Source organism: Aeromonas enteropelogenes (assembly GCF_000819845.1).
In the GTDB taxonomy this organism is placed as follows: Bacteria; Pseudomonadota; Gammaproteobacteria; order Enterobacterales; family Aeromonadaceae; genus Aeromonas; species Aeromonas enteropelogenes.
Map to the genome: position 1 here is coordinate 112,203 of NZ_CDCG01000037.1, position 23,237 is coordinate 135,439.

Below are 23,237 nucleotides of genomic sequence, written 5' to 3' on the forward strand. Positions count from 1 at the left end.
ATCAGAATTTGCGCTGCGTCAGGCGTTTATCAGCATCGGCTGCGGCGCGGCTAAACACAGAGGACTCATCCGCTGTATCCACCGTGGCGCGGCCCTGACTGCCGCCAAGCGGAGCCATGTCTGCCAATTTGCGCTGGCGCTGTGCGTTGCGTTGGGATTGAGCTTGGAGCTGGGTTGACTTGTAGAGGGTCAGAACCACATCGGCGTCAGCGGCACTGTCGGAGTTGGCAATGGACTGCACAGAGGCGGGCTGCGTGGCGATCCAGTTCTGGAACTCCTTGCTAACCACAACTGTTTCAGCGTCGGGGTGCCGACGAATCAGCTCGTCAGTCTCGATGCCGAGCAGTTCCTCCTGCTGTCGTGCCTGAGCCTCCTGGTGCAACTTGGCAACCGGCTCCTTTACTTGCGAGATTTCGCTGCGCAGGCCATCGCGCAGAGCGTCGGCAACGCCTTGCATGTGGTCGGCAATATCGGGATAGTCCTCGCGCATTGCGGCAATGCGACTCTCCAGAGCATCGAGCTGGCGGTTGGCTTCCTTCCCATCCCCCTGCTTGTCTGCCTGCTGGATGCTGACTACCTGCTCGTTGAACTGGCGCTCTTTCTCAGCAAGTTGCCGCTGTGCAGCGGCGTACCGACCATTGGCTGAACGGGCTGCCTGAGCCTCCCGATCCCGATCGGCGATCAGCGATTGCAAGTAGGCGCGCTGCTCTGGAGTGGCATCACGGAACAGGTCATCATCACCGGGTGCGGCATGCTGCTCTGCAGCAGAGGCGGCCTCCTGTTGATGCTGTTCACTGCCGCCATCGCTGTCGGCGTGATGTTGCTCGTCGTGCTGCTCGTCGTTGTTTTGCGGCTCGCTGGTTGCGGGCTCACCACGCAAACGCGCATCGGCGGCGGCAGAAGCTTGTGCGAACACATCCAGCTCGCGGCCATCGGCGGCGCCTTGGTCAGCTCCTGTTGCGGCTTGGTCGTTCAGGTGATCCATGTAAAATCTCCAAAAAAAAGCCCGCACATGGCGGGCTGTTGTTACCTTCCGGCATTAACCGGCTGGCGTGAAATCGGTGATCAGCTTGTCGAGCAGGCGGATTTGGGCTCGGATGGCCTGCGTCTGCTCGTGCTCCATGTCCTGCTCCAGATCGCTGCGAAGCTGTTCGATCTCGTTTTTCAGGTGCTGCAAGACAGCGTTGGTGTCCTGGCTACGGCTGAGCATGAAATGCCTCTTGCAGCAGCGGCCCAACTGGATAGCCTGCGCTGGCAAGACTACCAGCCAGCTTGATGCCGCTATCGATGCGCTCTTTCGCTTGGCGAGTGCGGCTGTAGTTGGCCCACGGATTGAAGGCGACGCCGTAGAGCTTGGCCATGGTAGTCACCACGGCGATATGGACGATGGTCTTTTTCATGCTGAGCGAAGCTCCTCTACGGCTGCCAGCCTTTCCTCTAGCGCGGATGCGTACTCGCGCATAGAAACCAGTTGGCGCTTCATGGTGTTCCGGTACGACACATACATATCGCCAAACTCACCTGAGATCTTGATGTCGAGCTCAAGTCTGGCGATCCGAGGCTTGAGTTGTTCAAGTTCATTGCTGATGCTGTTCTTGATCCATGCCACGGCTTTATCTTCATCTTCCCTGATTTGCTGGTTGGTCATGGCTGGCTCCAATAAAAAACCCGGCGCATGGCCGGGCTATGAAAATGGCGCTGGTTGCAGGACTCGAACCTGCGTCACCCCGATTATGAGTCGGATGCTCAACCACCTGAGCTAAACCAGCGTAGTTACTCTCTCACCCTGCCTCCGGCAGTGCTTGAGCAGGCCCTTTACCCCGGGTGGGGAGATGGGATCACCTCCTTGTCCAGATAGCGGGCACCAGAAACGCAAAAACCCGCACAAGGCGGGTTATGGGACTCTGGCAGTCTTAGAGCTATTTTGTGCCACCTGCTGGAAAAGTCAACTACTCCAATCCGTAATTCCCGGTCGGCGGCATAATCTCCTTCATTCGAATCTCGGCCATGAACTTCTGGGTATCGTGCGCCTGCTGCTTGTCCAGCTTCTCCAGCTCAATCATCAGCTGGTCACGGCTCATCTGCTTGGCCTGTGCCAGCTTCATCAACTCGATGCGCTCACGGCGCTGACTGTCCTCATGCTGCAACTGCATGGTGGCCAGCTTGTACTGGCTGGAGAACTGGAGTTCCTGCTGTTTGAGCGATGCCTGCAGCTGGGCCATCTGCAGGGCATTGGCACTCTTCATCTGGGCGAGCTGGGTCTCGTGGTCAAACTTGGCCTGAGCCAGTTGCTGCTCCATCTGCAGCTTGATGAGCGCCGGGTCTTGTTGGCCAGACTCCTGCATCTGCTTGATGGCAGCCTCGTACTCCTCTTTGCTGCGCAGGATCTTGGCCGCGTCGATGTGCATGGACTGGAACAGCGTTGCCATCGCGTCGTATTCATTGAACATCGGCGCAAACTTGGGGTTCTGGCTGTACTTGTCCAATATCTGGGTCAGCTGGGCTGTTTGGATCTCCTTGACCAGCAGCGCGCTGGTACCGCGGGCCTGCACCTCGAAATCACCCTTGATGGCTGCATCATCGCCAAACTGCATGTTCCAGTTGTAGAAGCGGCGGATCATCGGCTTGGTGATATTGTCGTCGTACTCCTTCACCTGCTGGCGGCGAACGGCGTTGGCCGCGTTCATCAGCATCGACATGCCGCCAAGTGTCGGCGTCACCTGCCCCTGCTCGCCCTGGCTGATCATAGGCACCCCGGCCTCACGGTCGAGCAGAGAGAGTGCCAGCTGCAGGATGTTGGCCATATCGCCCTGGCGGCTGTCGAAGTGGAACACCCCGAATGCCTTCTGAACCTCCGCCCATTGCACACTCGAATCCATCTCCCACACTTTGAATGGGGTAGCCTCCCAGTTGCCATCGCTCGGCGTGATGAGTCGCTTGTTCACCACCACCTGCGGCCCGACGGTCTTGGCGGCGTTGTCCAGCATCGCCCGCCACGCAGAGTTGATGATCCGCTGCGGGTGGCGCATCAGGTAAGGCATCGACAGACCGAAGATGCTCCCTTCGTCCGGCTCGCAGACGTAGACGGAGTATGGCCACTCCATGGTGTCCATCGGGTTGATGGTCACTTTCAGCACCACATCCCCGGAGAAGATCACCACCCCGTCGCACTCGCGACCACCAAGACCCTCTGTATCCACCCCGGCGAACTGCAGCACATCGAGCGGCACCGGGCCGTGATAGGTCCAAACCTCGTAGCGTGAGTCCTGATTGGTTGGGTTGAGACCGCACAGGTAACGGATCTGGTCTACAAACTCGGCGTAACGAGTGCGGGTATTGGATGGGTCTTGCGCCAGCAGCTTCTCCACCTGCTCCGGGATGAAGCCCATGCTTTCCAGATTGAGCAGCTTGCGCAGCTCCTTCTTGGTCATGTACTCCCGCTCGTAGACAAACTCGCAGTCGGCAAAGCGGGTGGCGCTCATATCTGGCACGAAGTCCCACGGCAGCACGCAGCGAGCCCCCGGCTTGAGGTCTTTCACTATCTCGACAGCCCACGAACCATCCTCGCCTGGCAGCCATGCCTGCTTGATGGCGCTCTCGACGATCGGCCCCTTGAGGATGCCGGTGCCAATCTTGGCGGCATAGTGCAGCATCCGGCGCGATTCGGCGTTGTAGTCACAGGCGATCAGCTGGTCGTCGATGGTCTTTTCCATCGCTGCAGCTGCGGCCTGAGCCTTGGCCAGTATCTGCGTGGCAACCTGAGCCTCGCTCGATGGCTGCTCATCTCCATCACCATCCATCACCACGCTCTTTGCCATCATGGACAGTTTGGGGTCTGGGGACGGCGCGATACCGTAGTTCTTGTCATCGACCGGGAACAGCATGTCCCCCATCTGGGCGGCCCATGCGTCTGTCTTTTCGCGGGTGACGTTGACGAATGCCTGCGACTTCTTGGCCTCTTTCAGCTCCTTCACAAACTCCGGCTCGTACTCGCCGCGGTACTGGCGCAGGTCATCAAGCCAACGCTGCTCTACAAGGCTGCGCTGCTGGAGCTGGCTGCCAAGATCCTTGAATAGCCCACTGCCGAACAGATCGATGAGTGAAAGGCTCTCCACCGCCTCTCCAGACAGTGTAATTTCGGTCGGGTTTTGCATGTCAGTATCCTGTTACAGAGTCGGCGGCGCGCTGCGCTGCCCTGGTGGCGTTGCTGTTGATGGTCTGCTTGCGGTCCCGCTCCGGCATGGCGCCTAAGCACAGGTACTGGGATGCGTCAGCAGGGTGGGAATATTGGTTCTTGTCTGGCTGCTCGGTGAACTTGGTGGCGCCGGCCACGTTGAGCTGCTTGTACTGGTATCCAGTCTCGTAAGCCTTGATGATGACCCGGCAGTGCGGGCTGATAAGCAGTGCTGGCTGGCCCTTACCGACCAAGCGAGACATCCACCACCGAACCCCCTCAAGGCGTGCCATCAGGTTGTTGGTGTGGGCAGGCTCTGCTGGCATCCCCTTCTCGCCCAGCACCTCGAAGCAGGTGGTTTCGTCTGCCTGACTGCGCCCTACCCCTGCCGGGTCACCCCAGATGGTGAACTCCATGTTGGGATAGCGGCTGGAAAGCAGCGGCGACAGTTGCTCATCAATGAAGCGCTCGATCCCCATGCCGGTGGCCACCACCTCATCCAGAATGCGCAACTGCCCGAAGGCGGTGATCTGGCCGATGATGGCGGCCGGGGTAAGCCCGAAGTCCATACCGATAACGATCGGCAGCGACTTGATGGGGCTGAGCTTGTCCTTGGCGACGTGCAGATCCCGGTTGAAGTGGTCGATAAAGACCGGCTTGCCGGTGGCCACGGTGGCAAAACGGTTGCAGATGCGTGAGCGCACCCAGTTCAGGGTCTTGCCGCCAAGCTGGTCAAACCAAGCGTCATACCCCTTCTTGTTGTTCTTGACGTTCTCCGCCTTGGGGTTGGCCACGAACCGGCGCCCCAGATAGTCACGGAAATAGCCCGCATCGATAAGCGCCTGCAGGTCTGGCGAAATGGGCGCCCCGGGTGATACCTCTACCAGTGCCCCTGGCTGCTCGTAGAAGCTCCAGCCAACCGGCTTGAGGGAGTTGCCGTCGTCATCCTGTCCGAACTCGAAGGTGTGCCACCAGTGATCCTCATCCGGGCTGTTGGTATCCATGATGAGTCCGCACCACGTAGGGCCGCCGTCCTTGCCGGATGGGTAACGGGCTTGCACCGCCCGGGATGCCGCCTCGTTCACAATGTTCAGGTCGAGGAACTGGGCCTCGTTAATCCAGACGCCAGTCATCTCTAACGACAGCATCTTGCGGATGTCCTTGGGCCTATCCATCGACAGGAAGAAGAACTCCGCCTCGATAATGGTCTGGCCGTCAGGGTGCGGGATCCGCATCATGCCGACGATCGGGGCGTCGAACTTGATGGGGCACACCTCTTCCGGGATCCAGTCCTGAAAGGTCTTGATGACCGTGGCCTTGAGCTCGCCGTAGGTATTGCGGATGCAAACCCAGCGAGTCTTTCTCACGCCGTCTGCGTTGGGCTCCTGGTTGATGGAGACATCCAGCATGAACATCACGCAACCCACGGACTTGCCGGAACCGACCGGTCCACGCACCGCGGCGATCATGGGCCGATCCCGGTGGATAGCCTCAAAGGTCGGGCTGGGCTTGTAGGTGATGGTCCTAATCTCCATCGCTGCCCTCGTCCTTATTCAGGAAGCCCAGGTTCCACAGCACCTGCACGCCGGTATTCTTGCCCTTGCGCAGCAGTTCGTACTCGATACGGGCCTTGTCGGTCAGCGCCTTGTCCTTTTCGGACTGAACCCGCTTGTGGTTGGTGCTCTCGACGATGTACGGGATCTCGACGATGGTTTTTTCGAGCTGCACGATGCGACCGAGCACGTTATCCATCGCCCGGGTGGTGGAGTTGTAGAGCTTGTAGAGAGACATCCGCTGCTCAATGTCCAGCTCGTCCTCTGGCAGCTCCAAATCCTTGGCGATGCGGCCGAGCGTCAGTACCCCATTGCGGAATCCGCAACGCATGGCGACCAGCTCGTCGGACAGGTTGGCCTTCACCGCATCCTCGATCACCTCATCGGGAAAGAACTTGGCGTACACCCCATGTCGTTGGGCAGGCTGGGCCACTTTGGTGGCGCGCGGCTTGTCTGTTTTCTTGCGGTGGTCACGCTCTGGGTTGAGCGCGTCAGTCACCTTGCCGGCAGTGCGGCGCGGCGGCCGCTTGGTTGGCGGCTTCTTCTCTTTGTTGTCGGTCATGGCTATCTGGTACAGCGCTCCAGTGCGTCGATGTAATCGAGCAGGCGAGCCGTAGACTCACCAGAAAGAGAAACCCCGCCATCAGCGGCGGGGTTCCAGTTCAGTTGTGGTGCAGGTGGCGGGCAGTTAGGGTTTATGCTGCTCGTTGCGCACCCCGTCAGAAGCAGCGCCAAAGCGATCGGCAAAGCGCCCTTGCGGGTCAGCATGGTTCGCATCGTGTTCCTCCTGTATCTCTCTGGCTTGCTGAATGCGGAGCAGCCGCATCAGCTCGTCAGCGAGCAGATCCAACAACTTCAAGAAGGCGTTCACGGCCTTCGCGCCTTGTCTGCCGGCAGGTTCAGCGCCACCTTGTCCAGGATCTTGGCCAGCCAGGTCAGGAAGCCCTGCACCTTGCCGATGATCTCGTCATCCCGAGTTGACGGGGTTACGGCAGCGATCTGGGCCAGACCCTGCACAATCAGCGATGCAGCGCCAACAACCGCCATCAGGATGAAAAACCAGTGGACGGCAATATCAATCACGTTCTCCATGTCTACCTCACAGGTTACAAATCCGGCTCAGCCAGCCGTAGGCATTGGCCTCCTGCGACTCCTGACGCTCAGCCAGGGTGATGCAGTGGGCAATTCGAAGGGCGTTCACCGACTCGGCCAGCAGGCGCTTGCCACCGGCGCCGCGCGCCTTGATGTACGCCTCCAGCGCAGAAAGAGAACGGGGCCCGATGGCCCCGTCTGCTTTCACGTCTGGATAGAGTTTTTGTCGATCGTTCAGCACATTCAGCAATCGCTGCAGGTCGGTAGCCGCTCGCCCTGGGCCTGAGTTGACCCCGTAGTCAAAGAGGTAGGTGGCAAGGTCAGCATCGAACACCTCGATGGTTGATAGGCGCAGCTGGTTCCAGTAGGAGGTGTAGACCTTGACCGCCTCCTCCTTGGGGTAGTCGCGCATGTTGCCGGTATAGCCGAACTGGCGAGCAGTGGCCTGAGTCACCCCCCAGCGAGTAGGGCCGCCGCGATCCTCTGCACGGTCAGTGAACTTGTCACCGCCCTCGCGCTGGATCACCTCGTCAATAACCTGTAAACGGATGCTCATCAACCTCTCCCCATCCAGCCGGTAGCCCGGCGCTCGTACAAATCGAGAGCCTTGGACCCCATGTATCCAGACATGCCAGCCATAAAGCCGCACAACGGTAGAGGGGCAGAGAAGTACCAGCAGAGCAGCATGGTCAGCATGCCGGCAAACCCGGACACAACAACCTGCAGCAGCGCCTCAACCCATCTGAATTGCCTTCCCTCACGTTTGACTGTCTGTATGTAGGTCACAAGCCCTCCCCATACGCTGAGCCCGCCAAACGCAAGGTAGGCAAGCACGCTGTAGTTCTGCGGGTCCTTGTCAGGCGTCATCGTCCCTCCAGAAACGACAAAGCCCGCACAGTGGCGGGCCAGATACAAAAAAGCCGGGCTCAAAAAGAGTCCGGCTATGATGGATAGATTTTGTGCCACGCGCCCGCAAATAGCAAGCAATCGCAGATATTGGCAGGCGACGGGTTATTGACGGTTGGCGCTTTTGAGCATCAGCCCCATACCAGTATAAGCCGCTGCCTTCACCACCGAGTTGCCAACCTCTGCGCCATCTTCAAGGGCTTTAATGAATCGGTCTTCATCAATCATCCCGCTTTCACCGATAGCTACAAGCGCCGCGGCCCTTACATCAGAGCGTCCGTCATGAGCACCCATCAGTAAGGTTTTAACCAACTTCTCTTCGTTATTCATCACGCACTCCCGTATTTGTGCTTATTTCATCTTCCGGTACCGTTCCACCTGCTGGAGGAAGAATGCCTGCATCCCCCCCTGGTAGTTGCTGACCTCACTCTCTGCGGGTGTCTTGATATCCGGGTTCCGTTCTTTCCAGACCGCATAGGCGGCCGCCTTTTCTACCTCCACCCGCTCTTGTTGCTCGGGTGTCAAACTGCATAGGTTGTGGCTCATGGTGCCCTCCCGCTGCCGATGATACCCCACCCGGCGGAGAGGAAAAGAAAAAGGCGCCACATGGGCGCCTAATCCGGGATGCTCGTCACCGGTAGTAGGTGGTGAGCTTGACCTCATTTCCACAGTAACTTACATCTCTGCGGCCGTAGTGGGTGAATATCACCTCACCGTCGAGTGAGTAAATCTCATCACCAGTGCTGTTTATTATGGTTCGCTCCAGGCGACCATCCTTAACCAGTTGTGGGATCTCATCAACGGAAACTCCGCGCACGAAAAGGTGTTTAATGACGGCCTCGTCGATTGATTGGCGAGCATAAACGGCAATTTGGTTTGCCATTTCATTAATCGAGTCTTTTGCGAAGTTCATTTCGAATTTGTATGCATCGTCCATCTCGCGACCCCAATTAAATCTGTGATTGCTGAATGGTACCAACGAACAAGCATTGCTCTCAATCCATGTATTCATGCCGCCTTGGCCTTATCCAGGTACTGATGGAATGCCCGAACCGCATCGGAGTAGCAATACTGCAGCTCTTGGGCGGCGTTGCGCTCTGCATCGGTGGTCAGTGCCGGGGCTGCGATATACCCGGCGTGGCAGTGCGGGCAGGTGTGCGGCTTCGGCTTGGTGAGCTCCCCGGTACCGGAGCATGCCGGGCAGCGCCCACCCTGGGTGTCACGCTCACAGCGGGAGACGATAAGCGCCCGCACCCGAGCGGCGTTATCGTGATCCCCCAGCAGCTCCAGCTCCCTGGCACGCTTCGCTTCACGGCGGCCATAGGGATGGTGGCGTTTGTAGAGGCGCAGCAGTCGATCGCTGTCGCCATTCAGTTCGGCGGCACTCATCACCGCGCTGATCGGGTAACTGGTGACCAGCTGGCGCAGGGCGATACCATCCCCTAGGTGGCGGGCGCGGATCACCTTCACTCCGACAGGGTACAGACGCTCAGCGTGAGCCAGGGCTGCCAGCACTTCCTCGCGACCTACACTATCCGGCGATCGGCCGGCGCGCTGCGATTCTGCCTCAATAGATACAGCCTTGGGGCCGTGCAGCTTGATAAGTAATTCCATGCTCATGGGTTGGTCCTCTGGTCTTGGTCCTGATTGAAAGCGGTAAGCAGCCAAGCGCGCAGCTGGCCTGATTGAATATGCTCTGGCGTTGCCTCGATGACGGTCCACCCCAGCAGGGCGGCCTCGTTCATCTTGGCTCGGTCCTCCACAAACCCCTTGCCGCGGGTGTGGCGACCACCGGAGTGGATCCCGCCGTGGATCTCGACGGCGATCATGCGTGTCGGCCAGGCGTAATCGAGTCGCCACTTGCGCTTGGGGTGGAATACCAGCTCGGTGGCTGGGTCAGGGAAGCCGACAAGCTGGGCCAGCACTCGCTGGCGCAGGGCATCCACCTGCTGCGCCTTCTTGACCTTGTTCACGACGGCCTTGGCTTTCGGGTTATTGCTGAGCAGGCGGCCGGCATCGATAGCGGAGAGGTGGATCATTCGAGGTAGGTCTCCATGAAGCTGACCTTGGCATCCTCAAGTTGGCCAAGCAGGGTAAAGGGCTGATGCCCATTGGCTACTGCCCTGGTGCAGGTTCCATCACCATTTACGGTAACGATAAGGCAGTTGACCACCTCACCGCGCCTGGCGCTCTCCAGCATATCCTCAAGAGTGGAGATCACGTTGGCACCGCTCTCCTTCTTAACCGCTGACAGGCTGACAACCTTGTCACTCATGCCACCCTCCCGATGGTGTTCTTGCGCAGATCAGCCACTTCCCGGGCTACCTGTTCGAGCAGAGACTCCTCGCTGCCGTGCTCCTGCTGCCAGGTGCGCGGAGCGGCGTGGAATCCGGTGGGGTAGCAAGCGCGGTGGTGCCGGGGGCACAGCGGCAGCACTCTGGTGTGCTCGGCGCGCTGGGCCATGCCAGACCCAGAGCGCACATGATGAATTTCACTTGGTGTGCTACCCAACCCCATGTTTCTACAAACCACGCAACACAGTGATGCAACATCATCAAGCCAGCGTTTATCAGCTTTGTTCTTACTCACACCACATGCCTCCAGTTGGAGAAATACCTGACTTTGCTTACGCACCCAACTGACACGCCAAACTTTTCCGCGAGAACATCAAGCGAGGCGTCTGATGCCCTTATTTCTCTAACCGCCTCGTCAGTTAATTTTCTAAATGGGTTTTTCTCACCTTCCTGATGAGTTCCGTGATTCTTCTTATCCGCGTGATTTCCCTTTCTGGTGTCCCACCTTAGATTCTTCAAAGCCGGGTTGGTGCGATCTCCGTCGTTGTGGCAGCACTCCATACCCTTGGGGCAATCACCCAGAAAGCTCTCAATAACCAAGCGATGCAGCAACTCCTGCTTTCGCTTTCCTTTTTTGGTTAAGTTCACACAGAGGTACCCAGTTCTCTTGTGTACAAAAGGAGTTACCAGAGACCCCCCATACATTCTTTTTCCAAATGCTGTGATCCCAAGCCTTGGTATTGAGCGAACTCCTCCAAGGTTGGACACTTCATACAAACCTTCCCATCCTCTGGCCGCCACCCAGCCCTCTTCATGCCCGCTCATGCCGCCGCCCTCCCGTATGCCGCCACCCAGTCAAAGCCGCGGCGAGATTCATCCCCGAACTTCACGCCCTGCTGGGCGCCGAAGGATTGGGCCAGCTCAATGAGATCGCGCATCTCGCGCACGGTCATCTTGGAAGTGGACTTACCCAGCACCACGAAGCCATTGCCGTCGATGTTCGGCACCACGTCCTGCTGGTACAGGGCGGCGGAGAGAACGTGCTTCCAGTCCTCCTTGGAGAGCTTGCGGCCGTGCCAGTTGACCTGCTCGGCGATGTCGGTCATTACCGCCCAAAACAGAGCGTTCTGGGCCAGGGTCCGGGTCATCTCCTTGATTTCGATGACAAGCGGCTTGTCCTGGTCAACCGGCAGGCTTGCTACCAGCTGGCAGGCGCGGGTGCGGATTTCAGGACTGCGCAGAAAGTGCTTTGGATATTGGCTCATCCTCACCCCCGCTTGGCTTTGTTGCGGCGCTTGGCGGCGGCACGTTGGCGTTTGGCGGCCCAGTCATTGCGCGGGTTTGTGATGCAGTATGAGCTGCTCGGATTAAAAAACAGGGCTGGCGGAAGCGGTTGGAAATAGCGACCAACTTGAGTGATGGCTGCGACCAGTACGGATTGTGGAATCTTCATGCTGCCACCGCCTTAGCCGCAACGGCTTCCGCAGTGGGGAACGGAGAGAGGTGGTAGTGCCAAACCTGCTTGCCGTCGATGTTCTGGTGGTTGGCGTGCTTCACCCAGCCGTGGCAGCAGACTTCGCGCAGACGGGCGCTGATGGCTGCTTGGGTGTCGGCTTGGCCGAAGCGGCTCCAGCACTCGCGCTCGATGTCGCGCAGGGTGCGGGCTTTGCCGTCGCGCATGATGGCTATCACTCGCCCCATCTGAGTCGCAACGGATAGATCTCGGGTATTCGATTTGGTGGTCATAGTCTGGGTCCTTTGGTCAAACAGCCGGGTGGTCTATGTCCGACTTTCGTGCTCAGTCATCATGTTACGGCGCGATATACCCCCTGTCACGGGTTTGCAAGGGCCGCACCTCCAGAGTTATCCACAGCTCCATTTGCAACACCACCCCGCGACACCAGCACTGGCGCGCCTCTCAGCCGTTCAGCCTCCTCCGCCACTTGCTCAGGCGTCGTATCGAGTACCAGCCAATGCCCTGCCCCGCGCTGGCAATCGGTGTTCCCCAGCACGGCGATCTCGTCGGCCACCTCGAGCTGCACCCGCTCCCCGCACCAGCCCCGCACGGCGGGATAGATCACCACCCGGCAGAACTTCGCGGCCACGACCGCGGCGATCACATCAGGATTGAACATCGGACAGCCCTCCCCGCTTGAACAGCGCCTTGAGGCTTTCCACCCCCCGCTGGCCGGTCTGCTGGTAAAACTCAGGGCTGTGCTGGATCTGCTCCCGCGACGGCAACCCCTTGCGCACCTGGGCCCCCAGGTCCTCCCCGGCGACAACACGGCGCAGCAACTGCGCGTAGGCCTGCTCGAACACCGGGCGGTAGGCGTCAAGGCTCAACGTCTGGCGCTCCCAGCTCGTCGCTTTGGCCGCCAGCTCCACTGCGGGATGGGTAAACCGGCGGGTGCGTACCTCGACCAGTGCAGTATCCAGCGTCGGCAGCCCCAGCGATTCCGGCGTGATCTGGCACCACCGGATAAACCTGCTGGTGCTCGGAAACCACTCTCCACCCTGGCTGCGTGCAGTGCGCATTCCCTGGCTCAGCTGATCACGGCTGGTGCAGTTGGCCTCGACCAGCGCCACGGTCCACTCTCGCAACGCCCTGGCCTGCATCTCGGGATTGGGGAAAGCCCGCTGCCAAGCAGGAAAGATCACCTTGAGCTGCTCGAACAGCCTGGCGACCACCTGGGTATCCTGCTCGGTGACCACCGCAGCCACCGGGCGAACCGGCACGGTCGGCAGCTCGCTCGGCATGCTGGCAAGGACCTCGCTCAACGGTTTCATGGTCATCAGTACCCCTCCTGGATCAGCTGGTTGAGCTTGTCGGCGGTCATTGTCTTGGTCAGATCCCACTCGTCCCCGCGCGCCGGCTGGCGCACCACCCCGGCACGCTTGGCGGTGAGCTTGTCCCACTGCTTGCGCAGGGTCTTGGGGCACAGCACGTTGGCTGACCAGAACGGGTCGAGGTTGGCCCACTTGAACAGCGAGCAGATTTCGTGATGGGTGTACCCAAGCTGGGTGCGCATCAGGCGGATGTCGTTCGCCCACTGCGCCCAGTTGGGGGCCTTGGCAGTCGGGTTCACCACCAAGACCTTGCCGTGAATGAACTCGGCTGCGGTCAGGTCATCCTGGGTCCCCCAGAATTTCCCACTCGGGGTCTGGATGGCGGCATCGGGTCGGGTTTTCTCAGCGGGTGAAGAAACCGACTCATTGCCTTCGGTGTCGGAGAGCGCTTCAGCGTTCTTCGACGAAGAGATCTTTATCTGTTCCTTTCTTTTGTAGTTTTCTTTTGTTGTGGACGGATTTCCGTGATTCGAATCTCGGATTTCCGTGATTTTATTCACGGATTTCCGTGATGCTTTCACGGATTTCCGTGCGGCGTCTCTGGACTCAATTTTGTCCGAAATCCATTCAGAAATGACCTTGTTTACCGCCACCATGAAGAAGATGCCACTCCCCCGCTCAATCTTCAGGATGTTGCGCTTCTCCAACTCCACCACTGCATCCTTGATGCGGTTGCTATGAAGACCTGTCAGCTCGGCCAGGTAACCGGTGTGAACGCGATCCTTCGCCTTACGGTAGCCATAGGTTTGACGAATCACAGCCATTACCACCTGACTCTGCGTGCCGCTCATTTTGGTGCGCATCAGTGCATCCAACAGCTCATTGGCGACACGGGTAAACCCATCATCAAGATCTGCGACCACGCGGGCCTCCTTCTGAGGGGGGTTATGTGGGGCGCTGGGCCCCGGGAATTTAAGAACGGTGCTCATGCCTACCCCTTACCCACAAAGGCCATATTTGGAACTGCACACCTCGACGTCGATCGCTTTGGTGACCAGGTCATAGGTTTTGCCACCTCGACCGGTGCGTGACCACTCGACGGCGTCATAGATGGATCCACCGATGACGTTGCCACGGGGACCGAGCATGCAAGTTCCCTTGTAAGCCTCGACATCCACCACGAAAGCACGATGTAGCAGACGGGAGTTAACCCCCAGCTTGGCCTTGTCGCCGAACGACTTGAATTGGCGGCGGTCAACGTGGCCAACCATCATCCAGTGGATCCAGCGCGACACCATGGCGACCTGCTGCTCCCACTTGGCCACCCGCTCAATCTCTTCTGGCCAACGGGCGGCGATCTCTGCCAGCTCGGGCTTGGCCGCCAGAATGCAGGGCATGCACCCAACGCGCTCCATCCCCTGGGAATAGAGGGGATTCGGCTTGATGCCAAAATAGCGATAGAGTGCGAACACATCGGCGGCTGACCACTGATGGATCGGCAAGAAGTTGAACAGGTGGCCGTTGCTGTCGCGCTTGTCCTCTGAAAATCGGTCGTAGGTGGCCCGTTTTTCTGACTCATCAGCCCGAACGCCAGACCACTGAACAACATCCGTACCGGCGTCCAGCAGGGGGGAGAGTACCGTGTCGAACACCACCTGAATTTTCAGCTCGTCGGTGCAGAATCGCTGGCGACCAAGGGGGAATCCTCCGTGGATCAGCGCCATATCCAGGAACGGATTTCCGGAGCGTTGCAGTGCCGACAAGGCCGCATCAAGCGGGGTGTCGAACTCACCCCAACCGAGCGCCTGGGCACGATTTCGCCACAACTCAGCAAACGCCGTATCGGCGCGCGCCAGCGAAGGCATGACGATGCCTCTATAGGCACCAGCCATCACCGTCTGCTTGCGCTGCCAAGCTTTGGCAATCTTTTCACGGCGCTTGTCGAACAGCTCCTGTGGGTAGTCTGCCGAGACAATCTCGACAGGATCACCTCCCCGTTGCAGATGCAGGGTTTTCAGATGCTGCAGAGTGATCGGGTGCTCGTTGCCGGTGTCGGCCGCTACCGAGCGATAGTTGTCGCCGAAGATGGCGCGGGCCAGCAACTCGGTGGCGCCGCTATCCTTGCCGCCGGAGTTGTTGACGATGACCTGGTGGCCATCGTCAATGCCGAACTCTGCGCAGTAACCGCGGTATGCCTTCAAGACTTCGGCGATTTTGGCGGCGATGTCGCTGATGTGAAGGGCTGGGCTCATTGCGTTCATGCTGCAACCTCCTGCTCGGTGTACTCACAGGCGGGGCACTCGTAGGCGCGGTCATTGGTGCCGGACTGCAGCTCACTGCCGCACAGCGGGCAATGGTCGAGATCATGCGGCAAGGAATGGCCCCCATGGGCCAGGGTCGGATTGGTCATTGGTCAGGTCCTGATTCAGTAAGCCTGGTGGTGAGGCAGGCGAATGGTGGTTATGCGCTAGGCTGGTTCTCGGCGCGTTCAAGGGTGCGAGCCTCAAGCTCGCGGGCCAGGCGCAGGGCCTGCCGGTCGGTACCGGCGGCATGCGCAGTCGAAATCAGCGGCTCGTCGAGGGCTAGGGCCAGCTCGTGCATGACCGACTTCAGGATGATGTTGTCGCGATCGCTGACGTGCTGGGATGCCGGGCGCGGCGGACGTAATTGCATGGTCATGGGGTTACCTCCCGAGGACGAAGTTGATGAGTTTTTGCAGGGGGCGCAGTGGGCGCTCCTCGTTGTAGACGGCCTCGTCTTCCTGGCTGAACTGCAGCAGGCCGCGCTCAGGCAGGCCGGAACCTTCCAGGATCTCCTCGACAGTCACGGGCGGAAATCCCTGCTCGAGCAAGCTCCGATTGGCCCGTTTGACGGCCCTCGCCAAGATGCCGGGCTCATGCTGAGATATGGCCTGGAGCAGGATCAGCAGCGAGGTGCGGGCAAATGCGGTTTCAGTCATGCCACACTCGGCGCCGACTTCCTTCCATACCTGGCGCTGTGCGGGGTTTCCGCGGACGCGAAGTGGAGAAACGGTGCTCATATTTTCATGGTCTGGCTGGGCAAGTCTTCCCATGGGGTTGGTCCTCTGTGTTGGATAGGAAAGCGGGCCGGTGGTCAGGCGGCGATGGGCTTCAAATAGCCAAGGTCGATCAGGCGTCGGGTCAGCCACTGCTGGCCTTTTCCTGTCACCATGGGCGTGAAGGTAGGGACGGTCTCATCGTTGTGGGTGCGGGTGCCCTCCTTGACGGTGAAGTATCCACGCTCGATGTAGTCCTGAAACGGCAGGTTGTGCCGGTTCCCGCCGCTCATCAGGATGCGATGATCGCGCAACGCCTTGAACAGCACGTTCTGGCCGAGACCGACGGCGCGGGCGTAATTGCCTATGTTGACGCCCTTGTCATCACCGGCAACGCGATCGGCAAACGCCACCTTGGGAGCCTGAACCGCCAGCAGATGGTTTTTCTGCTCCACTTCCAGCGCAAGGCGGCCGGCCTCAAGCAGCGCGGCGGCATAGGTCTGCGGGATCTGCGGCCCCTGCTGGGATTCCAGCTCCTGCCAGCGCTTGATGATCGCCATGCGCAGGGCGGCACTGTAGCCAGCAACCAGGCAGAGGCTTTCCTCCTTGGTCAGCAACAGGCAAGGCTGGGTGCGGCCTCTACCGTCTTTGTAATCGCCTGCTTTTTCAGGAGATTGAATTTCGACCAGCATTTTACGGATATCGGCCAGCACGTTGTCATGCCGCTTTCCTGTCAGTTCAGCGATCTCTACGCTGCTCATGGTCTGGTCGTTGTTGTTGATAAGGCTCAGATTGGTCATGGTCTTGGGTCCTGTGGATGGTTGGGCGACTGGTTAGGCTGCCTGCTGGGTAGGATGGTCCTGCTCCTTGAGCAGGGGGTAATCCTCCAGGCCCAGCCGCAGCTCGCCGTTGCTGGCGATGACAAAGCTAACTGCATGCTGGGCGGGAATCACCTCACCCCACTTCACCGCGAGGCTGCGGGAGATGCCGATCGCCTTCATTGCGCGGGCCATGTTGCCGAAATATCCGATTACTTCATGTTTCTTCATTGGTCTGGGTCCTTTTGTGGTTGCATTGAAATAATGTCCTCTACAGAGAACGATGTCAACCGCAGACGTCGCCCAAAGTGATCGACAACGGAATTACAATTTAGTCTCTAAAGAGAACAAGAGGTTATTGATGAAAACTTTCGGGCAACGCCTTGAAGAAAAGCTGCAAGAGTTGGGCATCAGCATGTCTGAGCTTGCTCGCCGTACCGGCTTATCCAAGAGCGTGATCAGCAACACCATCAATAACCCGAATCGTGAAATGCGAGTGTCATCCCTGATCTCCATTGCCAGGGTGCTGAAGGTTGACCCTATTTGGCTATACACCGGTCGCAGCAGCGGTGAGTTGCTAAACGACATTCAGTTCAATTCGGATAAAGTGCCGGTCTGGACCTTGGATGACGTGGGGAACCTGGCAACAGATATGCTGCCGAACATGAATAGCGGGCGGTATGTGGTGGCAGAGAACCAAAGCCACAGCATTGCCATCGAGGCCACAAACGATCACCTATCAAAATCAGGCATTGTGGCCGGTGACATCTGCATCTTCAGCTTGGCTGACCGCACTCCAGAGGAGGGTGCTGTAATGCTGATCAGGCTCGAAAAGAATGATCAAGCGCGGCTGCTAAGGGCAATGTCGGGGATTGATGGATGGGTTTACGGTGTAGACGATCCAAGGCTTGGCACGGTCACATCCAGTGAGGCTATCGTGCTTGGCAAGTTGTCAGAACTGAGGCGCAACGAGATCAAGTAATCCCCCTCTCCTCTCCCTCCCCTTAACCCGCTTCGGCGGGTTTTTTGTTGTTCAAAAAAAATATCGTTTATTTTAGAGATCGGTGTTGACCAATCGTTCTCTAAAGAATACAGTTTGCATATCGTCCTCTTGAGAGAACGACCAAGGCCGGGAGCAACAAGGGGCAGCGTGGAAGGCGGCCAATCGTGGTGAAGGTCTTGGGGAACCTCCCGCTCTGGCGGAGTAAAAGGCCAGAAGACAACCGGGGGTGGTATGTATCAGCTCATGATGTTGTCGCTACTGGTAACGCTTTGCCTTGGGCGTTGTCCAGGCCGAAGACCAGATAATGGTCATGAATCGGAAACCTGTCGGGAGCACTCAGCTCTCAGTGTGACAAAGAGTTTTGGGCTCTTGGTTTAGCGATACAAGGCAAATTGTTCTCTAGGTGTCATCGAGGCGGCGACCGAGAGATAGATCCCGCCTAGTTCGTAGCAATACGCGCCGCGTGTTTATCCGAACCGAGCTTGCTGGAAGGTGAGCGCACAACTGGGATTGCATTGGTAGGCATCAAAAGCCGGTGACGAGCTAGGTCACCAAAGCGATGACGACGCGAACTGGAGTAGCAACCAACAGTGCAATCCGCAGTTGTGGTGAATGCGCAGGCTGATGCGCGAAGGACGGGAAGCTCGAAGAATCTCCCGGTGGAAAGGGGTAAGCCGAGTCAGGTAGACACTGAAATGCCGGAGTTCAGCACCGGCCACCACAACGAACATCCGCCTTTAGCGCAGCCTGGTAGCGCATCTGGTTTGGGACCAGAGGGTCGCAGGTTCAAGTCCTGCAAGGCGGACCAAATTAGACACCCAGCAATCAGGACCCAGCCCCAGCCAGGGCAGCAGTAAAGCGCCTGACCAGCGCGTAAGAACGACAAAGCCCGCACAGGGCGGGCTTTGAAGGACCGGGGTACCAACCCAGTCGGAGAATGCCGAGGGACCAACCCCGACAATCAGGACCCAGCCAGTCAACCAGCTGGAATTAGCGAGGACCAACTCGCCAACAGGAGTAAATGTACCATGACCCAGAACATTTTTTCCAGAGCCGCGCAACGCGCAGACCAGATCATCGCCACTATCGCTGATCACGTAAGCGGAAACAAAGCTCGCAGAGCACGCCTCCATCGCCGCGTCAGCGAAATCGCAGACGACATCCGCCGCCAAAAGTTGGCAGAAAAGCGCGCCATCGCCAATGAGCGACTTGGCCGCATCCCGAAAGGTCACAGAGCCATGCTGAACGCACGCACGCAGTACCACCTCGAATCCATCTGATTTGCAGGGTCTGGCGCTTCCCTCATAGCGCCGTAGCCAAAGCCCATTTCAACAAGTGCCACAAGTGCGCTTTGGCTTCTTGCAACCTCTTTTTGCCAAAAGAAGCAGCGTTGCACCGCTCCTTAACAGTCTGGAACCGGCTCACAACCACGAATCCCGATGCCGGTAGGGATGCGCCGATAACCCGTCAATTCGGAAAGCGGTGCGTGAATGTGAATGGATCCCGGCTTGCGAGCCGGTATCCCAAGGCGGCTCCGGTGGAGCTGGCAACACCATAGCGTCGAAGCTGTGGCCGCCTTCGGATAACCAAGAGGACCCAGACCATGAAGCAACTGACCGAGGCCCAGGTAATGGGCTTTCGCGGCTCCATGCCGCCCCGCACGGAACACCGCTACAGCGTGAGCGTCGAACCCAGCGCAGCAGAGCGCCGCAGCGCCCACGAACGCACCGCCACCCGCCGCGCCATCGAGGAGTATCACGAGAAGCGCGCCCTGCAGCGTGAACTGGAGTTATAGCCATGACCAGAGAATCCGCTCTGCTGGCTCTGCTCGAAAGCCGCGAAGCCGAGGCGAACGCCAAAGCCGAGTGGATCGCCGAGTGGGCAGCCACCAACCGACCGCTCCTGATGGCAGGCATGCTGAGCACCGACCCGGCCACCCTGCTGTGTGAGCTCAACAACGACCAGCATCGCCAGTACAACCAAGCCATCTGGCTGCTGATGAATGACGGCGACCACTCCCATCTGGTGCAGTTTGTCCAGCAGGTGGTGGATGCCGGCCTTTCCGACCTTGCCAATGACGCATGGAGCAACCATCTCGCCGACCTGCAAACCGCCATGAGCGAGGAGCAGTGGCAGCAATACCAGCACAGGAGCGCAGCATGACCATAAAGCACACACCTGAGCCGTGGGGTGTTCATCAGGATGCGAGTGGTGACGTATTCATCTCATCCGCTGAAACATCATTCCACATTGCAGAGGTTGGAAGTGAGGATGACGAAACCGCCATTCCTGACGCCCGCCGCATCGTGGCCTGCGTGAATGCTTGCCGCAACCTATCGAACGATGAGCTTGAGCAAAAAGGGCTTGTTACCTCCATTAGTGCAAGATTTCTTGCCGCTGAACGGTCGCGCGACGAGCTGCTGGCGGCTCTGGAGCTGATGGTTGCAATCCATGATGAGCCATCTGGCTTTTCTGGTAAGTACGGGAAAGCCCTAGACGATGCGATTCAGGCCCAAGAAGAAAAGATCGACGAGAGACTTCTTATGGCCCGCACCGCCATCGCCAAAGCCAAAGGCGGTGCAGCATGAACGCCGCCGTAGATACCAGCCTGGCCCTGCCGCAAGGTCTGGTGCTGGGCCTCTCCAACGAGGAGTACCACTCCGGCCCCGGCATCAGCAAATCCCAGCTCGACGACATCGCCGAGAGCCCAGCCACCTACATCTGGCGCAAGAGCGCGCCTGTCGATGAGGAAAAGCTCAAGGCGCTGGATATGGGCACCGCCCTGCACTGCTTGCTGCTGGAGCCGGAAGAGTTCGAGGATCGCTTCATCATCGCCCCTGAGTTCAACCGCCGTACCAACGCTGGCAAGGATGAAGAGAAGGAGTTTCTGGCCAACTGCTCCGAGCTGGGCAAGACCATCATGACCGCAGAGGATGGGCGCAAGCTGCAGCTGATGCGCGAAAGCGTGTTCGCCCATCCTGACGCCCGCTGGCTACTGGAGCAGGACGGACTCTGCGAGGGGTCGCTCTATTGGACTGACCGCGAGACAGAAGAGCTCTGCCGCTGCCGGCCAGACAAGAAGCTCAACAACTACCCCATCATGGCTGACGTCAAGAAGGTGGACGACATGTCCCGCTTCGAGCGTCACGTCGAGGAATTTCGCTACCACGTTCAGGACGCCATGTACTCCGATGGCTATCTCGAGATTTACGGCGAGATCCCGGACTTCATCTTTATCGCGGTCAGCTCATCCATTGAGTGCGGCCGCTACCCAGTGCGGGTTCGCCCGCTGGAGCAGGAGTGGAAAGAGGCAGGCAAAGACCTCTACCGCCGCGACCTGCGCAAATTCCACGAGTGCCGAGTTAACAACGACTGGCACGACCTGATACCACTTACCCGCCCGGCATGGGCAAGGAGAGCAACGTGAACAACACCCAGATTGCCGAATACGGCAACCAGCAAACCGCAGTAGCCCCGCAGGGCATGGGGCAAAACCTCACCCTCGACGTGGCCAGCATGAACTCCATGGTTAACCTCGCCAACATCATGGCGACCGGCAAGGCAACCATCCCGCAGGAATACCGCAACAGCCCGGGGGACTGCCTGGCTGTGGTGATGCAGGCGGTACAGTGGGGCATGAACCCGTTTGCCGTAGCCCAGAAGACACACTTCGTATCCGGCAAGATTGGCTACGAGGCGCAACTGGTCAACGCGGTGATCACCGCCCTCGCCCCCACAAAAGACCGCCTCCACTTCGAGTGGTTCGGGGATTGGAGCAGGGTGATCGGCAAGTTCGATATCAGAAAGGGGGATAAAGGTGAATATCGCGTCCCCGGCTGGACACTGAAAGATGAAGAGGGCCTTGGCATCAAGGTGTGGGCCACCATCAAGGGCGAGGACGAACCGCGAATGCTGGAGCTGTTCCTTGCTCAGGCGCGCACACGCAACTCCACGCTCTGGGCTGATGACCCTCGCCAGCAGCTGGCGTATCTGGCCACCAAGCGCTGGGCGCGCCTCTACTGCCCTGACGTGATTATGGGTGTTTACACGCCGGATGAGTTCGAAGGTGAGCGGATCGAGCGTGATGTGACGCCACCGCCCTCTGGCAGCCGTGCTCTCGACGCAATGCGCACACCACGGACGGTGATTGAGGCTGAACCTCAGCATCAGCCAGTGCCGCGACAGGAAGTAGATGCTGGTGAACAGGTTGACCACGCCAGCGCCTACGCCGACCACTGCGCCGCCATTGAGGCGGCCAGCGATACCACCGAGTGGCAGCAGGCCTACACCGCTGCTTGGGCCTGGGCCAGCGAAACCGGCGACAAAGAGATCGAGAAAGGCATCAAGCAGATCGCCGGCGAGCGCAAGAAACAGCTCGACAAATCACAAGTGTAACCAACCACTTCAACCCATCCAGCCCGCCAACCAGTGGGCTTTTTTATGGCCGAGCGCCACAAGGACCCCATCATGACCGAACAAGCCAAGACCGATACCGCCCAGACCCAGCTGGTTGTCATCGAACCCACTACCGCTGTCGCCCTGTTCACCGAAGGCCAGGGTATTGCTGAACTGCTGGCCGACATCCGCCAAAAGGCGACCAGCCTGGTGCCCGACATCACCACCACCAAGGGCCGCAAGGAGATCGCCAGCGTCGCCTACGCCGTGGCCAAGACCAAGACCTATCTGGAAGGGTTCGGCAAGGAGCTGACTGACAAGTACAAGGAGATCCCCAAGCGCATCGATGCGAACCGCAAGACCATACGTGATGACCTCGATGCCCTGAAAGACGAGGTGCGCGCCCCGCTCACCCAGTACGAAGCGGCAGAATCAGCCAGAGTGGAAGCCCTGCAGGGCCGCCTCGCCCGCCTCAATGAGCTGGGCGCCTCCGCCAGCATCGAGATCACCGCCGCCGACCTGCAGGTCATGCTGCAGGAAGCGGAACAGACCGCACTGGATGACACCTGGCAAGAGCTGCTGCCCCAGGCGACTGTCGCCAAGGAGCTGGCGACCAAGCGCATTGGCGAAGCGCTGGCATCCCGCCAGAAGTACGAAGCCGAGCAGGCCGAGCTGGAGCTGCTGCGCCAGAAACAGGCTGAGCAGGAACGCCTCGACCGCGAGCGCCAGATAGCCGAGCAGGCTGCGGAGCGGGCCCGCATCCAGGAAGAAAATCGCCAGCGCCTGGAGCGTGAGGCAGCACAGCACCGTGAGCTGGAGGCCCAACGCCAAGCCCAGGCTGCCCGCGAGCGTGAAGAGCAGGCCCGCCGCGACGCCGAAGCTGCCGAGCTTGCCCGCCAGAAGGCCGAAGCCAACGCCGCGCGCCAGGCAGAAGAAGCCGCCGCCCGCGCCGCCGAGCAAGAACGCCAGCGCATCGCACAGGAGCAGGCTCACAAGCGGCAGGAAGAGGAGCGCCGAGCCGCAGACGTGGAGCACCGCCGCACCATCAACAACGCCATCCTGATGGACCTGATGGGGCTTGGCATTGAAGAGGACAAGGCCATCAACCTCATCAAACAGATCGCCAGCAACAAGATCGATCACCTGAGCATCAACTACTGACCAACAAGCCCCGCCGCCAACGGGGCTTTCGCTTTACA

At 59.1% G+C, this 23,237-nt stretch carries 39 protein-coding genes and 2 tRNA genes; 9 read left to right on the forward strand and 32 right to left on the reverse strand.

Annotated features, from left to right (window positions below; genetic code table 11):
- Nucleotide 1 precedes the first annotated feature (1 nt).
- The 32 genes from BN1123_RS13250 to BN1123_RS13395 form a co-directional block, all read right to left on the reverse strand.
- A complete protein-coding gene (locus BN1123_RS13250; RefSeq protein WP_042027505.1) occupies nt 2–985 on the reverse strand; it encodes a hypothetical protein in 984 nt (327 codons plus the stop codon).
- A gap of 54 nt (nt 986–1,039) precedes the next feature.
- Nucleotides 1,040–1,210, reverse strand: coding sequence for a hypothetical protein (locus BN1123_RS21445; protein ID WP_156130592.1), 171 nt, complete (start codon nt 1,208–1,210; stop codon nt 1,040–1,042).
- Nucleotides 1,197–1,400 carry a hypothetical protein gene (locus BN1123_RS13255; protein ID WP_042027506.1) on the reverse strand — a complete coding sequence of 68 codons (204 nt, stop codon included), beginning with the start codon at nt 1,398–1,400 and terminating at the stop codon, nt 1,197–1,199. Before BN1123_RS13255 ends, BN1123_RS21445 begins: the two co-directional genes overlap by 14 nt.
- Nucleotides 1,397–1,648 (reverse strand): crAss001_48 related protein, encoded by a 252-nt coding sequence (locus BN1123_RS13260; protein ID WP_042027507.1) that lies wholly within the window; start codon nt 1,646–1,648, stop codon nt 1,397–1,399. The genes BN1123_RS13255 and BN1123_RS13260 overlap by 4 nt, the downstream gene beginning before the upstream one ends.
- A 45-nt stretch (nt 1,649–1,693) precedes the next feature.
- Nucleotides 1,694–1,769 (reverse strand) — tRNA-Met (locus tag BN1123_RS13265).
- Nucleotides 1,770–1,949: 180 nt separating this feature from the next.
- A complete protein-coding gene (locus BN1123_RS13270; protein ID WP_052449261.1) occupies nt 1,950–4,154 on the reverse strand; it encodes a portal protein in 2,205 nt (734 codons plus the stop codon).
- Nucleotide 4,155: 1 nt separating this feature from the next.
- A complete protein-coding gene (locus tag BN1123_RS13275) occupies nt 4,156–5,709 on the reverse strand; it encodes a hypothetical protein (protein ID WP_042027509.1) in 1,554 nt (517 codons plus the stop codon).
- Nucleotides 5,699–6,289 carry a hypothetical protein gene (locus BN1123_RS13280; protein ID WP_042027511.1) on the reverse strand — a complete coding sequence of 197 codons (591 nt, stop codon included), beginning with the start codon at nt 6,287–6,289 and terminating at the stop codon, nt 5,699–5,701. The genes BN1123_RS13275 and BN1123_RS13280 overlap by 11 nt, the downstream gene beginning before the upstream one ends.
- A 126-nt stretch (nt 6,290–6,415) precedes the next feature.
- Nucleotides 6,416–6,598, reverse strand: a complete 183-nt coding sequence (locus BN1123_RS13285; protein ID WP_042027512.1) for a hypothetical protein — start codon at nt 6,596–6,598, stop codon at nt 6,416–6,418.
- On the reverse strand, nt 6,595–6,819 hold the full coding sequence (locus tag BN1123_RS13290) for a hypothetical protein (RefSeq protein WP_042027513.1): 225 nt from the start codon (nt 6,817–6,819) through the stop codon (nt 6,595–6,597). Before BN1123_RS13290 ends, BN1123_RS13285 begins: the two co-directional genes overlap by 4 nt.
- Before the next feature lie 7 nt (nt 6,820–6,826).
- Nucleotides 6,827–7,375, reverse strand: a complete 549-nt coding sequence (locus BN1123_RS13295) for a glycoside hydrolase family 108 protein (protein WP_042027515.1) — start codon at nt 7,373–7,375, stop codon at nt 6,827–6,829.
- Nucleotides 7,375–7,686 carry a phage holin family protein gene (locus BN1123_RS20980; RefSeq protein WP_042027517.1) on the reverse strand — a complete coding sequence of 104 codons (312 nt, stop codon included), beginning with the start codon at nt 7,684–7,686 and terminating at the stop codon, nt 7,375–7,377. Before BN1123_RS20980 ends, BN1123_RS13295 begins: the two co-directional genes overlap by 1 nt.
- Nucleotides 7,687–7,830: 144 nt before the next feature.
- Nucleotides 7,831–8,055, reverse strand: coding sequence for a hypothetical protein (locus BN1123_RS13305; protein ID WP_042027519.1), 225 nt, complete (start codon nt 8,053–8,055; stop codon nt 7,831–7,833).
- 21 nt (nt 8,056–8,076) lie between these two features.
- On the reverse strand, nt 8,077–8,271 hold the full coding sequence (locus tag BN1123_RS13310) for a DUF3283 family protein (RefSeq protein ID WP_042027521.1): 195 nt from the start codon (nt 8,269–8,271) through the stop codon (nt 8,077–8,079).
- Between the two features lie 85 nt (nt 8,272–8,356).
- Entirely contained in the window at nt 8,357–8,737 is a 381-nt protein-coding gene (locus BN1123_RS13315; protein ID WP_042027522.1) for a hypothetical protein, read from the reverse strand.
- Nucleotides 8,734–9,345 (reverse strand): DnaJ-like cysteine-rich domain-containing protein, encoded by a 612-nt coding sequence (locus BN1123_RS13320; RefSeq protein WP_042027523.1) that lies wholly within the window; start codon nt 9,343–9,345, stop codon nt 8,734–8,736. Before BN1123_RS13320 ends, BN1123_RS13315 begins: the two co-directional genes overlap by 4 nt.
- Nucleotides 9,342–9,764: a hypothetical protein gene (locus BN1123_RS13325; RefSeq protein ID WP_042027524.1), complete on the reverse strand. Its 423-nt coding sequence runs from the start codon at nt 9,762–9,764 to the stop codon at nt 9,342–9,344. Before BN1123_RS13325 ends, BN1123_RS13320 begins: the two co-directional genes overlap by 4 nt.
- Nucleotides 9,761–10,000: a hypothetical protein gene (locus tag BN1123_RS13330; RefSeq protein ID WP_042027526.1), complete on the reverse strand. Its 240-nt coding sequence runs from the start codon at nt 9,998–10,000 to the stop codon at nt 9,761–9,763. Before BN1123_RS13330 ends, BN1123_RS13325 begins: the two co-directional genes overlap by 4 nt.
- Complete coding sequence (locus tag BN1123_RS13335; RefSeq protein ID WP_326938640.1) at nt 9,997–10,359, reverse strand: Ref family recombination enhancement nuclease; 363 nt, start codon at nt 10,357–10,359, stop codon at nt 9,997–9,999. Before BN1123_RS13335 ends, BN1123_RS13330 begins: the two co-directional genes overlap by 4 nt.
- The gene (locus BN1123_RS13340) at nt 10,311–10,844 is read right to left on the reverse strand and encodes an NUMOD4 motif-containing HNH endonuclease (protein ID WP_042027530.1); all 534 of its coding nucleotides are present in this window, start codon (nt 10,842–10,844) and stop codon (nt 10,311–10,313) included. Before BN1123_RS13340 ends, BN1123_RS13335 begins: the two co-directional genes overlap by 49 nt.
- Nucleotides 10,841–11,284, reverse strand: coding sequence for a recombination protein NinB (locus BN1123_RS13345; RefSeq protein WP_042027532.1), 444 nt, complete (start codon nt 11,282–11,284; stop codon nt 10,841–10,843). Before BN1123_RS13345 ends, BN1123_RS13340 begins: the two co-directional genes overlap by 4 nt.
- 2 nt (nt 11,285–11,286) lie before the next feature.
- Complete coding sequence (locus BN1123_RS13350) at nt 11,287–11,472, reverse strand: hypothetical protein (protein WP_042027533.1); 186 nt, start codon at nt 11,470–11,472, stop codon at nt 11,287–11,289.
- Nucleotides 11,469–11,765 carry a hypothetical protein gene (locus BN1123_RS13355; protein ID WP_042027534.1) on the reverse strand — a complete coding sequence of 99 codons (297 nt, stop codon included), beginning with the start codon at nt 11,763–11,765 and terminating at the stop codon, nt 11,469–11,471. The genes BN1123_RS13350 and BN1123_RS13355 overlap by 4 nt, the downstream gene beginning before the upstream one ends.
- An 86-nt stretch (nt 11,766–11,851) precedes the next feature.
- Nucleotides 11,852–12,154 (reverse strand): hypothetical protein, encoded by a 303-nt coding sequence (locus tag BN1123_RS13360; protein WP_042027535.1) that lies wholly within the window; start codon nt 12,152–12,154, stop codon nt 11,852–11,854.
- Nucleotides 12,141–12,812, reverse strand: coding sequence for a replication protein P (locus BN1123_RS13365; protein ID WP_042027536.1), 672 nt, complete (start codon nt 12,810–12,812; stop codon nt 12,141–12,143). The genes BN1123_RS13360 and BN1123_RS13365 overlap by 14 nt, the downstream gene beginning before the upstream one ends.
- The gene (locus BN1123_RS13370; RefSeq protein WP_082037541.1) at nt 12,812–13,795 is read right to left on the reverse strand and encodes a replication protein; all 984 of its coding nucleotides are present in this window, start codon (nt 13,793–13,795) and stop codon (nt 12,812–12,814) included. Before BN1123_RS13370 ends, BN1123_RS13365 begins: the two co-directional genes overlap by 1 nt.
- A gap of 9 nt (nt 13,796–13,804) precedes the next feature.
- Nucleotides 13,805–15,067 carry a phosphoadenosine phosphosulfate reductase domain-containing protein gene (locus BN1123_RS13375; RefSeq protein ID WP_042027537.1) on the reverse strand — a complete coding sequence of 421 codons (1,263 nt, stop codon included), beginning with the start codon at nt 15,065–15,067 and terminating at the stop codon, nt 13,805–13,807.
- A complete protein-coding gene (locus BN1123_RS21700; protein ID WP_197064514.1) occupies nt 15,064–15,216 on the reverse strand; it encodes a hypothetical protein in 153 nt (50 codons plus the stop codon). The genes BN1123_RS13375 and BN1123_RS21700 overlap by 4 nt, the downstream gene beginning before the upstream one ends.
- 50 nt (nt 15,217–15,266) lie before the next feature.
- Nucleotides 15,267–15,479, reverse strand: a complete 213-nt coding sequence (locus BN1123_RS13380) for a hypothetical protein (RefSeq protein WP_224212350.1) — start codon at nt 15,477–15,479, stop codon at nt 15,267–15,269.
- 10 nt (nt 15,480–15,489) lie between these two features.
- Nucleotides 15,490–15,879 (reverse strand): hypothetical protein, encoded by a 390-nt coding sequence (locus BN1123_RS13385; RefSeq protein WP_042027539.1) that lies wholly within the window; start codon nt 15,877–15,879, stop codon nt 15,490–15,492.
- A gap of 41 nt (nt 15,880–15,920) precedes the next feature.
- Nucleotides 15,921–16,622: a phage antirepressor KilAC domain-containing protein gene (locus BN1123_RS13390; RefSeq protein ID WP_042027540.1), complete on the reverse strand. Its 702-nt coding sequence runs from the start codon at nt 16,620–16,622 to the stop codon at nt 15,921–15,923.
- Between the two features lie 33 nt (nt 16,623–16,655).
- Nucleotides 16,656–16,871 carry a Cro/CI family transcriptional regulator gene (locus BN1123_RS13395; RefSeq protein WP_042027542.1) on the reverse strand — a complete coding sequence of 72 codons (216 nt, stop codon included), beginning with the start codon at nt 16,869–16,871 and terminating at the stop codon, nt 16,656–16,658.
- Nucleotides 16,872–17,001: 130 nt separating this feature from the next.
- On the opposite strand from BN1123_RS13395, the gene BN1123_RS13400 reads away from it, so the two are divergent.
- The 9 genes from BN1123_RS13400 to BN1123_RS13440 all read left to right on the forward strand — a co-directional run bounded on the left by BN1123_RS13400 (nt 17,002) and on the right by BN1123_RS13440 (nt 23,199).
- A complete protein-coding gene (locus BN1123_RS13400) occupies nt 17,002–17,622 on the forward strand; it encodes a helix-turn-helix domain-containing protein (protein ID WP_052449263.1) in 621 nt (206 codons plus the stop codon).
- A 752-nt stretch (nt 17,623–18,374) separates the two neighbouring features.
- Nucleotides 18,375–18,451, forward strand: a tRNA-Pro gene (locus tag BN1123_RS13405).
- A 220-nt stretch (nt 18,452–18,671) separates the two neighbouring features.
- A complete protein-coding gene (locus BN1123_RS13410) occupies nt 18,672–18,923 on the forward strand; it encodes a hypothetical protein (RefSeq protein ID WP_042027544.1) in 252 nt (83 codons plus the stop codon).
- A gap of 323 nt (nt 18,924–19,246) precedes the next feature.
- A complete protein-coding gene (locus tag BN1123_RS13415) occupies nt 19,247–19,438 on the forward strand; it encodes a PA3496 family putative envelope integrity protein (RefSeq protein ID WP_042027547.1) in 192 nt (63 codons plus the stop codon).
- Between the two features lie 2 nt (nt 19,439–19,440).
- Nucleotides 19,441–19,806, forward strand: coding sequence for a hypothetical protein (locus tag BN1123_RS13420; protein ID WP_042027548.1), 366 nt, complete (start codon nt 19,441–19,443; stop codon nt 19,804–19,806).
- Nucleotides 19,803–20,231 (forward strand): hypothetical protein, encoded by a 429-nt coding sequence (locus tag BN1123_RS13425; protein ID WP_042027550.1) that lies wholly within the window; start codon nt 19,803–19,805, stop codon nt 20,229–20,231. The genes BN1123_RS13420 and BN1123_RS13425 overlap by 4 nt, the downstream gene beginning before the upstream one ends.
- The gene (locus tag BN1123_RS13430) at nt 20,228–21,070 is read left to right on the forward strand and encodes a PD-(D/E)XK nuclease-like domain-containing protein (protein ID WP_042027551.1); all 843 of its coding nucleotides are present in this window, start codon (nt 20,228–20,230) and stop codon (nt 21,068–21,070) included. The genes BN1123_RS13425 and BN1123_RS13430 overlap by 4 nt, the downstream gene beginning before the upstream one ends.
- A complete protein-coding gene (locus BN1123_RS21450; RefSeq protein WP_412149672.1) occupies nt 21,067–22,038 on the forward strand; it encodes a RecT family recombinase in 972 nt (323 codons plus the stop codon). The genes BN1123_RS13430 and BN1123_RS21450 overlap by 4 nt, the downstream gene beginning before the upstream one ends.
- A gap of 72 nt (nt 22,039–22,110) precedes the next feature.
- Entirely contained in the window at nt 22,111–23,199 is a 1,089-nt protein-coding gene (locus BN1123_RS13440) for a coiled-coil domain-containing protein (protein ID WP_042028183.1), read from the forward strand.
- Nucleotides 23,200–23,237: the final 38 nt, after the last annotated feature.

Bases quoted from the DNA above. Each gene is read 5' to 3' on its own strand.
- BN1123_RS13250 (WP_042027505.1), bottom strand. From the start codon at position 985: ATGGATCACCTGAACGACCAAGCCGCAACAGGAGCTGACCAAGGCGCC.
- BN1123_RS21445 (WP_156130592.1), bottom strand. From the start codon at position 1,210: ATGCTCAGCCGTAGCCAGGACACCAACGCTGTCTTGCAGCACCTGAAA.
- BN1123_RS13255 (WP_042027506.1), bottom strand. From the start codon at position 1,400: ATGAAAAAGACCATCGTCCATATCGCCGTGGTGACTACCATGGCCAAG.
- BN1123_RS13260 (WP_042027507.1), bottom strand. From the start codon at position 1,648: ATGACCAACCAGCAAATCAGGGAAGATGAAGATAAAGCCGTGGCATGG.
- BN1123_RS13270 (WP_052449261.1), bottom strand. From the start codon at position 4,154: ATGCAAAACCCGACCGAAATTACACTGTCTGGAGAGGCGGTGGAGAGC.
- BN1123_RS13275 (WP_042027509.1), bottom strand. From the start codon at position 5,709: ATGGAGATTAGGACCATCACCTACAAGCCCAGCCCGACCTTTGAGGCT.
- BN1123_RS13280 (WP_042027511.1), bottom strand. From the start codon at position 6,289: ATGACCGACAACAAAGAGAAGAAGCCGCCAACCAAGCGGCCGCCGCGC.
- BN1123_RS13290 (WP_042027513.1), bottom strand. From the start codon at position 6,819: ATGGAGAACGTGATTGATATTGCCGTCCACTGGTTTTTCATCCTGATG.
- BN1123_RS13295 (WP_042027515.1), bottom strand. From the start codon at position 7,375: ATGAGCATCCGTTTACAGGTTATTGACGAGGTGATCCAGCGCGAGGGC.
- BN1123_RS20980 (WP_042027517.1), bottom strand. From the start codon at position 7,686: ATGACGCCTGACAAGGACCCGCAGAACTACAGCGTGCTTGCCTACCTT.
- BN1123_RS13305 (WP_042027519.1), bottom strand. From the start codon at position 8,055: ATGAATAACGAAGAGAAGTTGGTTAAAACCTTACTGATGGGTGCTCAT.
- BN1123_RS13310 (WP_042027521.1), bottom strand. From the start codon at position 8,271: ATGAGCCACAACCTATGCAGTTTGACACCCGAGCAACAAGAGCGGGTG.
- BN1123_RS13315 (WP_042027522.1), bottom strand. From the start codon at position 8,737: ATGAATACATGGATTGAGAGCAATGCTTGTTCGTTGGTACCATTCAGC.
- BN1123_RS13320 (WP_042027523.1), bottom strand. From the start codon at position 9,345: ATGAGCATGGAATTACTTATCAAGCTGCACGGCCCCAAGGCTGTATCT.
- BN1123_RS13325 (WP_042027524.1), bottom strand. From the start codon at position 9,764: ATGATCCACCTCTCCGCTATCGATGCCGGCCGCCTGCTCAGCAATAAC.
- BN1123_RS13330 (WP_042027526.1), bottom strand. From the start codon at position 10,000: ATGAGTGACAAGGTTGTCAGCCTGTCAGCGGTTAAGAAGGAGAGCGGT.
- BN1123_RS13340 (WP_042027530.1), bottom strand. From the start codon at position 10,844: ATGAGCGGGCATGAAGAGGGCTGGGTGGCGGCCAGAGGATGGGAAGGT.
- BN1123_RS13345 (WP_042027532.1), bottom strand. From the start codon at position 11,284: ATGAGCCAATATCCAAAGCACTTTCTGCGCAGTCCTGAAATCCGCACC.
- BN1123_RS13350 (WP_042027533.1), bottom strand. From the start codon at position 11,472: ATGAAGATTCCACAATCCGTACTGGTCGCAGCCATCACTCAAGTTGGT.
- BN1123_RS13355 (WP_042027534.1), bottom strand. From the start codon at position 11,765: ATGACCACCAAATCGAATACCCGAGATCTATCCGTTGCGACTCAGATG.
- BN1123_RS13360 (WP_042027535.1), bottom strand. From the start codon at position 12,154: ATGTTCAATCCTGATGTGATCGCCGCGGTCGTGGCCGCGAAGTTCTGC.
- BN1123_RS13365 (WP_042027536.1), bottom strand. From the start codon at position 12,812: ATGACCATGAAACCGTTGAGCGAGGTCCTTGCCAGCATGCCGAGCGAG.
- BN1123_RS13370 (WP_082037541.1), bottom strand. From the start codon at position 13,795: ATGAGCACCGTTCTTAAATTCCCGGGGCCCAGCGCCCCACATAACCCC.
- BN1123_RS13375 (WP_042027537.1), bottom strand. From the start codon at position 15,067: ATGAACGCAATGAGCCCAGCCCTTCACATCAGCGACATCGCCGCCAAA.
- BN1123_RS21700 (WP_197064514.1), bottom strand. From the start codon at position 15,216: ATGACCAATCCGACCCTGGCCCATGGGGGCCATTCCTTGCCGCATGAT.
- BN1123_RS13380 (WP_224212350.1), bottom strand. From the start codon at position 15,479: ATGCAATTACGTCCGCCGCGCCCGGCATCCCAGCACGTCAGCGATCGC.
- BN1123_RS13385 (WP_042027539.1), bottom strand. From the start codon at position 15,879: ATGGGAAGACTTGCCCAGCCAGACCATGAAAATATGAGCACCGTTTCT.
- BN1123_RS13390 (WP_042027540.1), bottom strand. From the start codon at position 16,622: ATGACCAATCTGAGCCTTATCAACAACAACGACCAGACCATGAGCAGC.
- BN1123_RS13395 (WP_042027542.1), bottom strand. From the start codon at position 16,871: ATGAAGAAACATGAAGTAATCGGATATTTCGGCAACATGGCCCGCGCA.
- BN1123_RS13400 (WP_052449263.1), top strand. From the start codon at position 17,002: ATGAAAACTTTCGGGCAACGCCTTGAAGAAAAGCTGCAAGAGTTGGGC.
- BN1123_RS13410 (WP_042027544.1), top strand. From the start codon at position 18,672: ATGACCCAGAACATTTTTTCCAGAGCCGCGCAACGCGCAGACCAGATC.
- BN1123_RS13415 (WP_042027547.1), top strand. From the start codon at position 19,247: ATGAAGCAACTGACCGAGGCCCAGGTAATGGGCTTTCGCGGCTCCATG.
- BN1123_RS13420 (WP_042027548.1), top strand. From the start codon at position 19,441: ATGACCAGAGAATCCGCTCTGCTGGCTCTGCTCGAAAGCCGCGAAGCC.
- BN1123_RS13425 (WP_042027550.1), top strand. From the start codon at position 19,803: ATGACCATAAAGCACACACCTGAGCCGTGGGGTGTTCATCAGGATGCG.
- BN1123_RS13430 (WP_042027551.1), top strand. From the start codon at position 20,228: ATGAACGCCGCCGTAGATACCAGCCTGGCCCTGCCGCAAGGTCTGGTG.
- BN1123_RS13440 (WP_042028183.1), top strand. From the start codon at position 22,111: ATGACCGAACAAGCCAAGACCGATACCGCCCAGACCCAGCTGGTTGTC.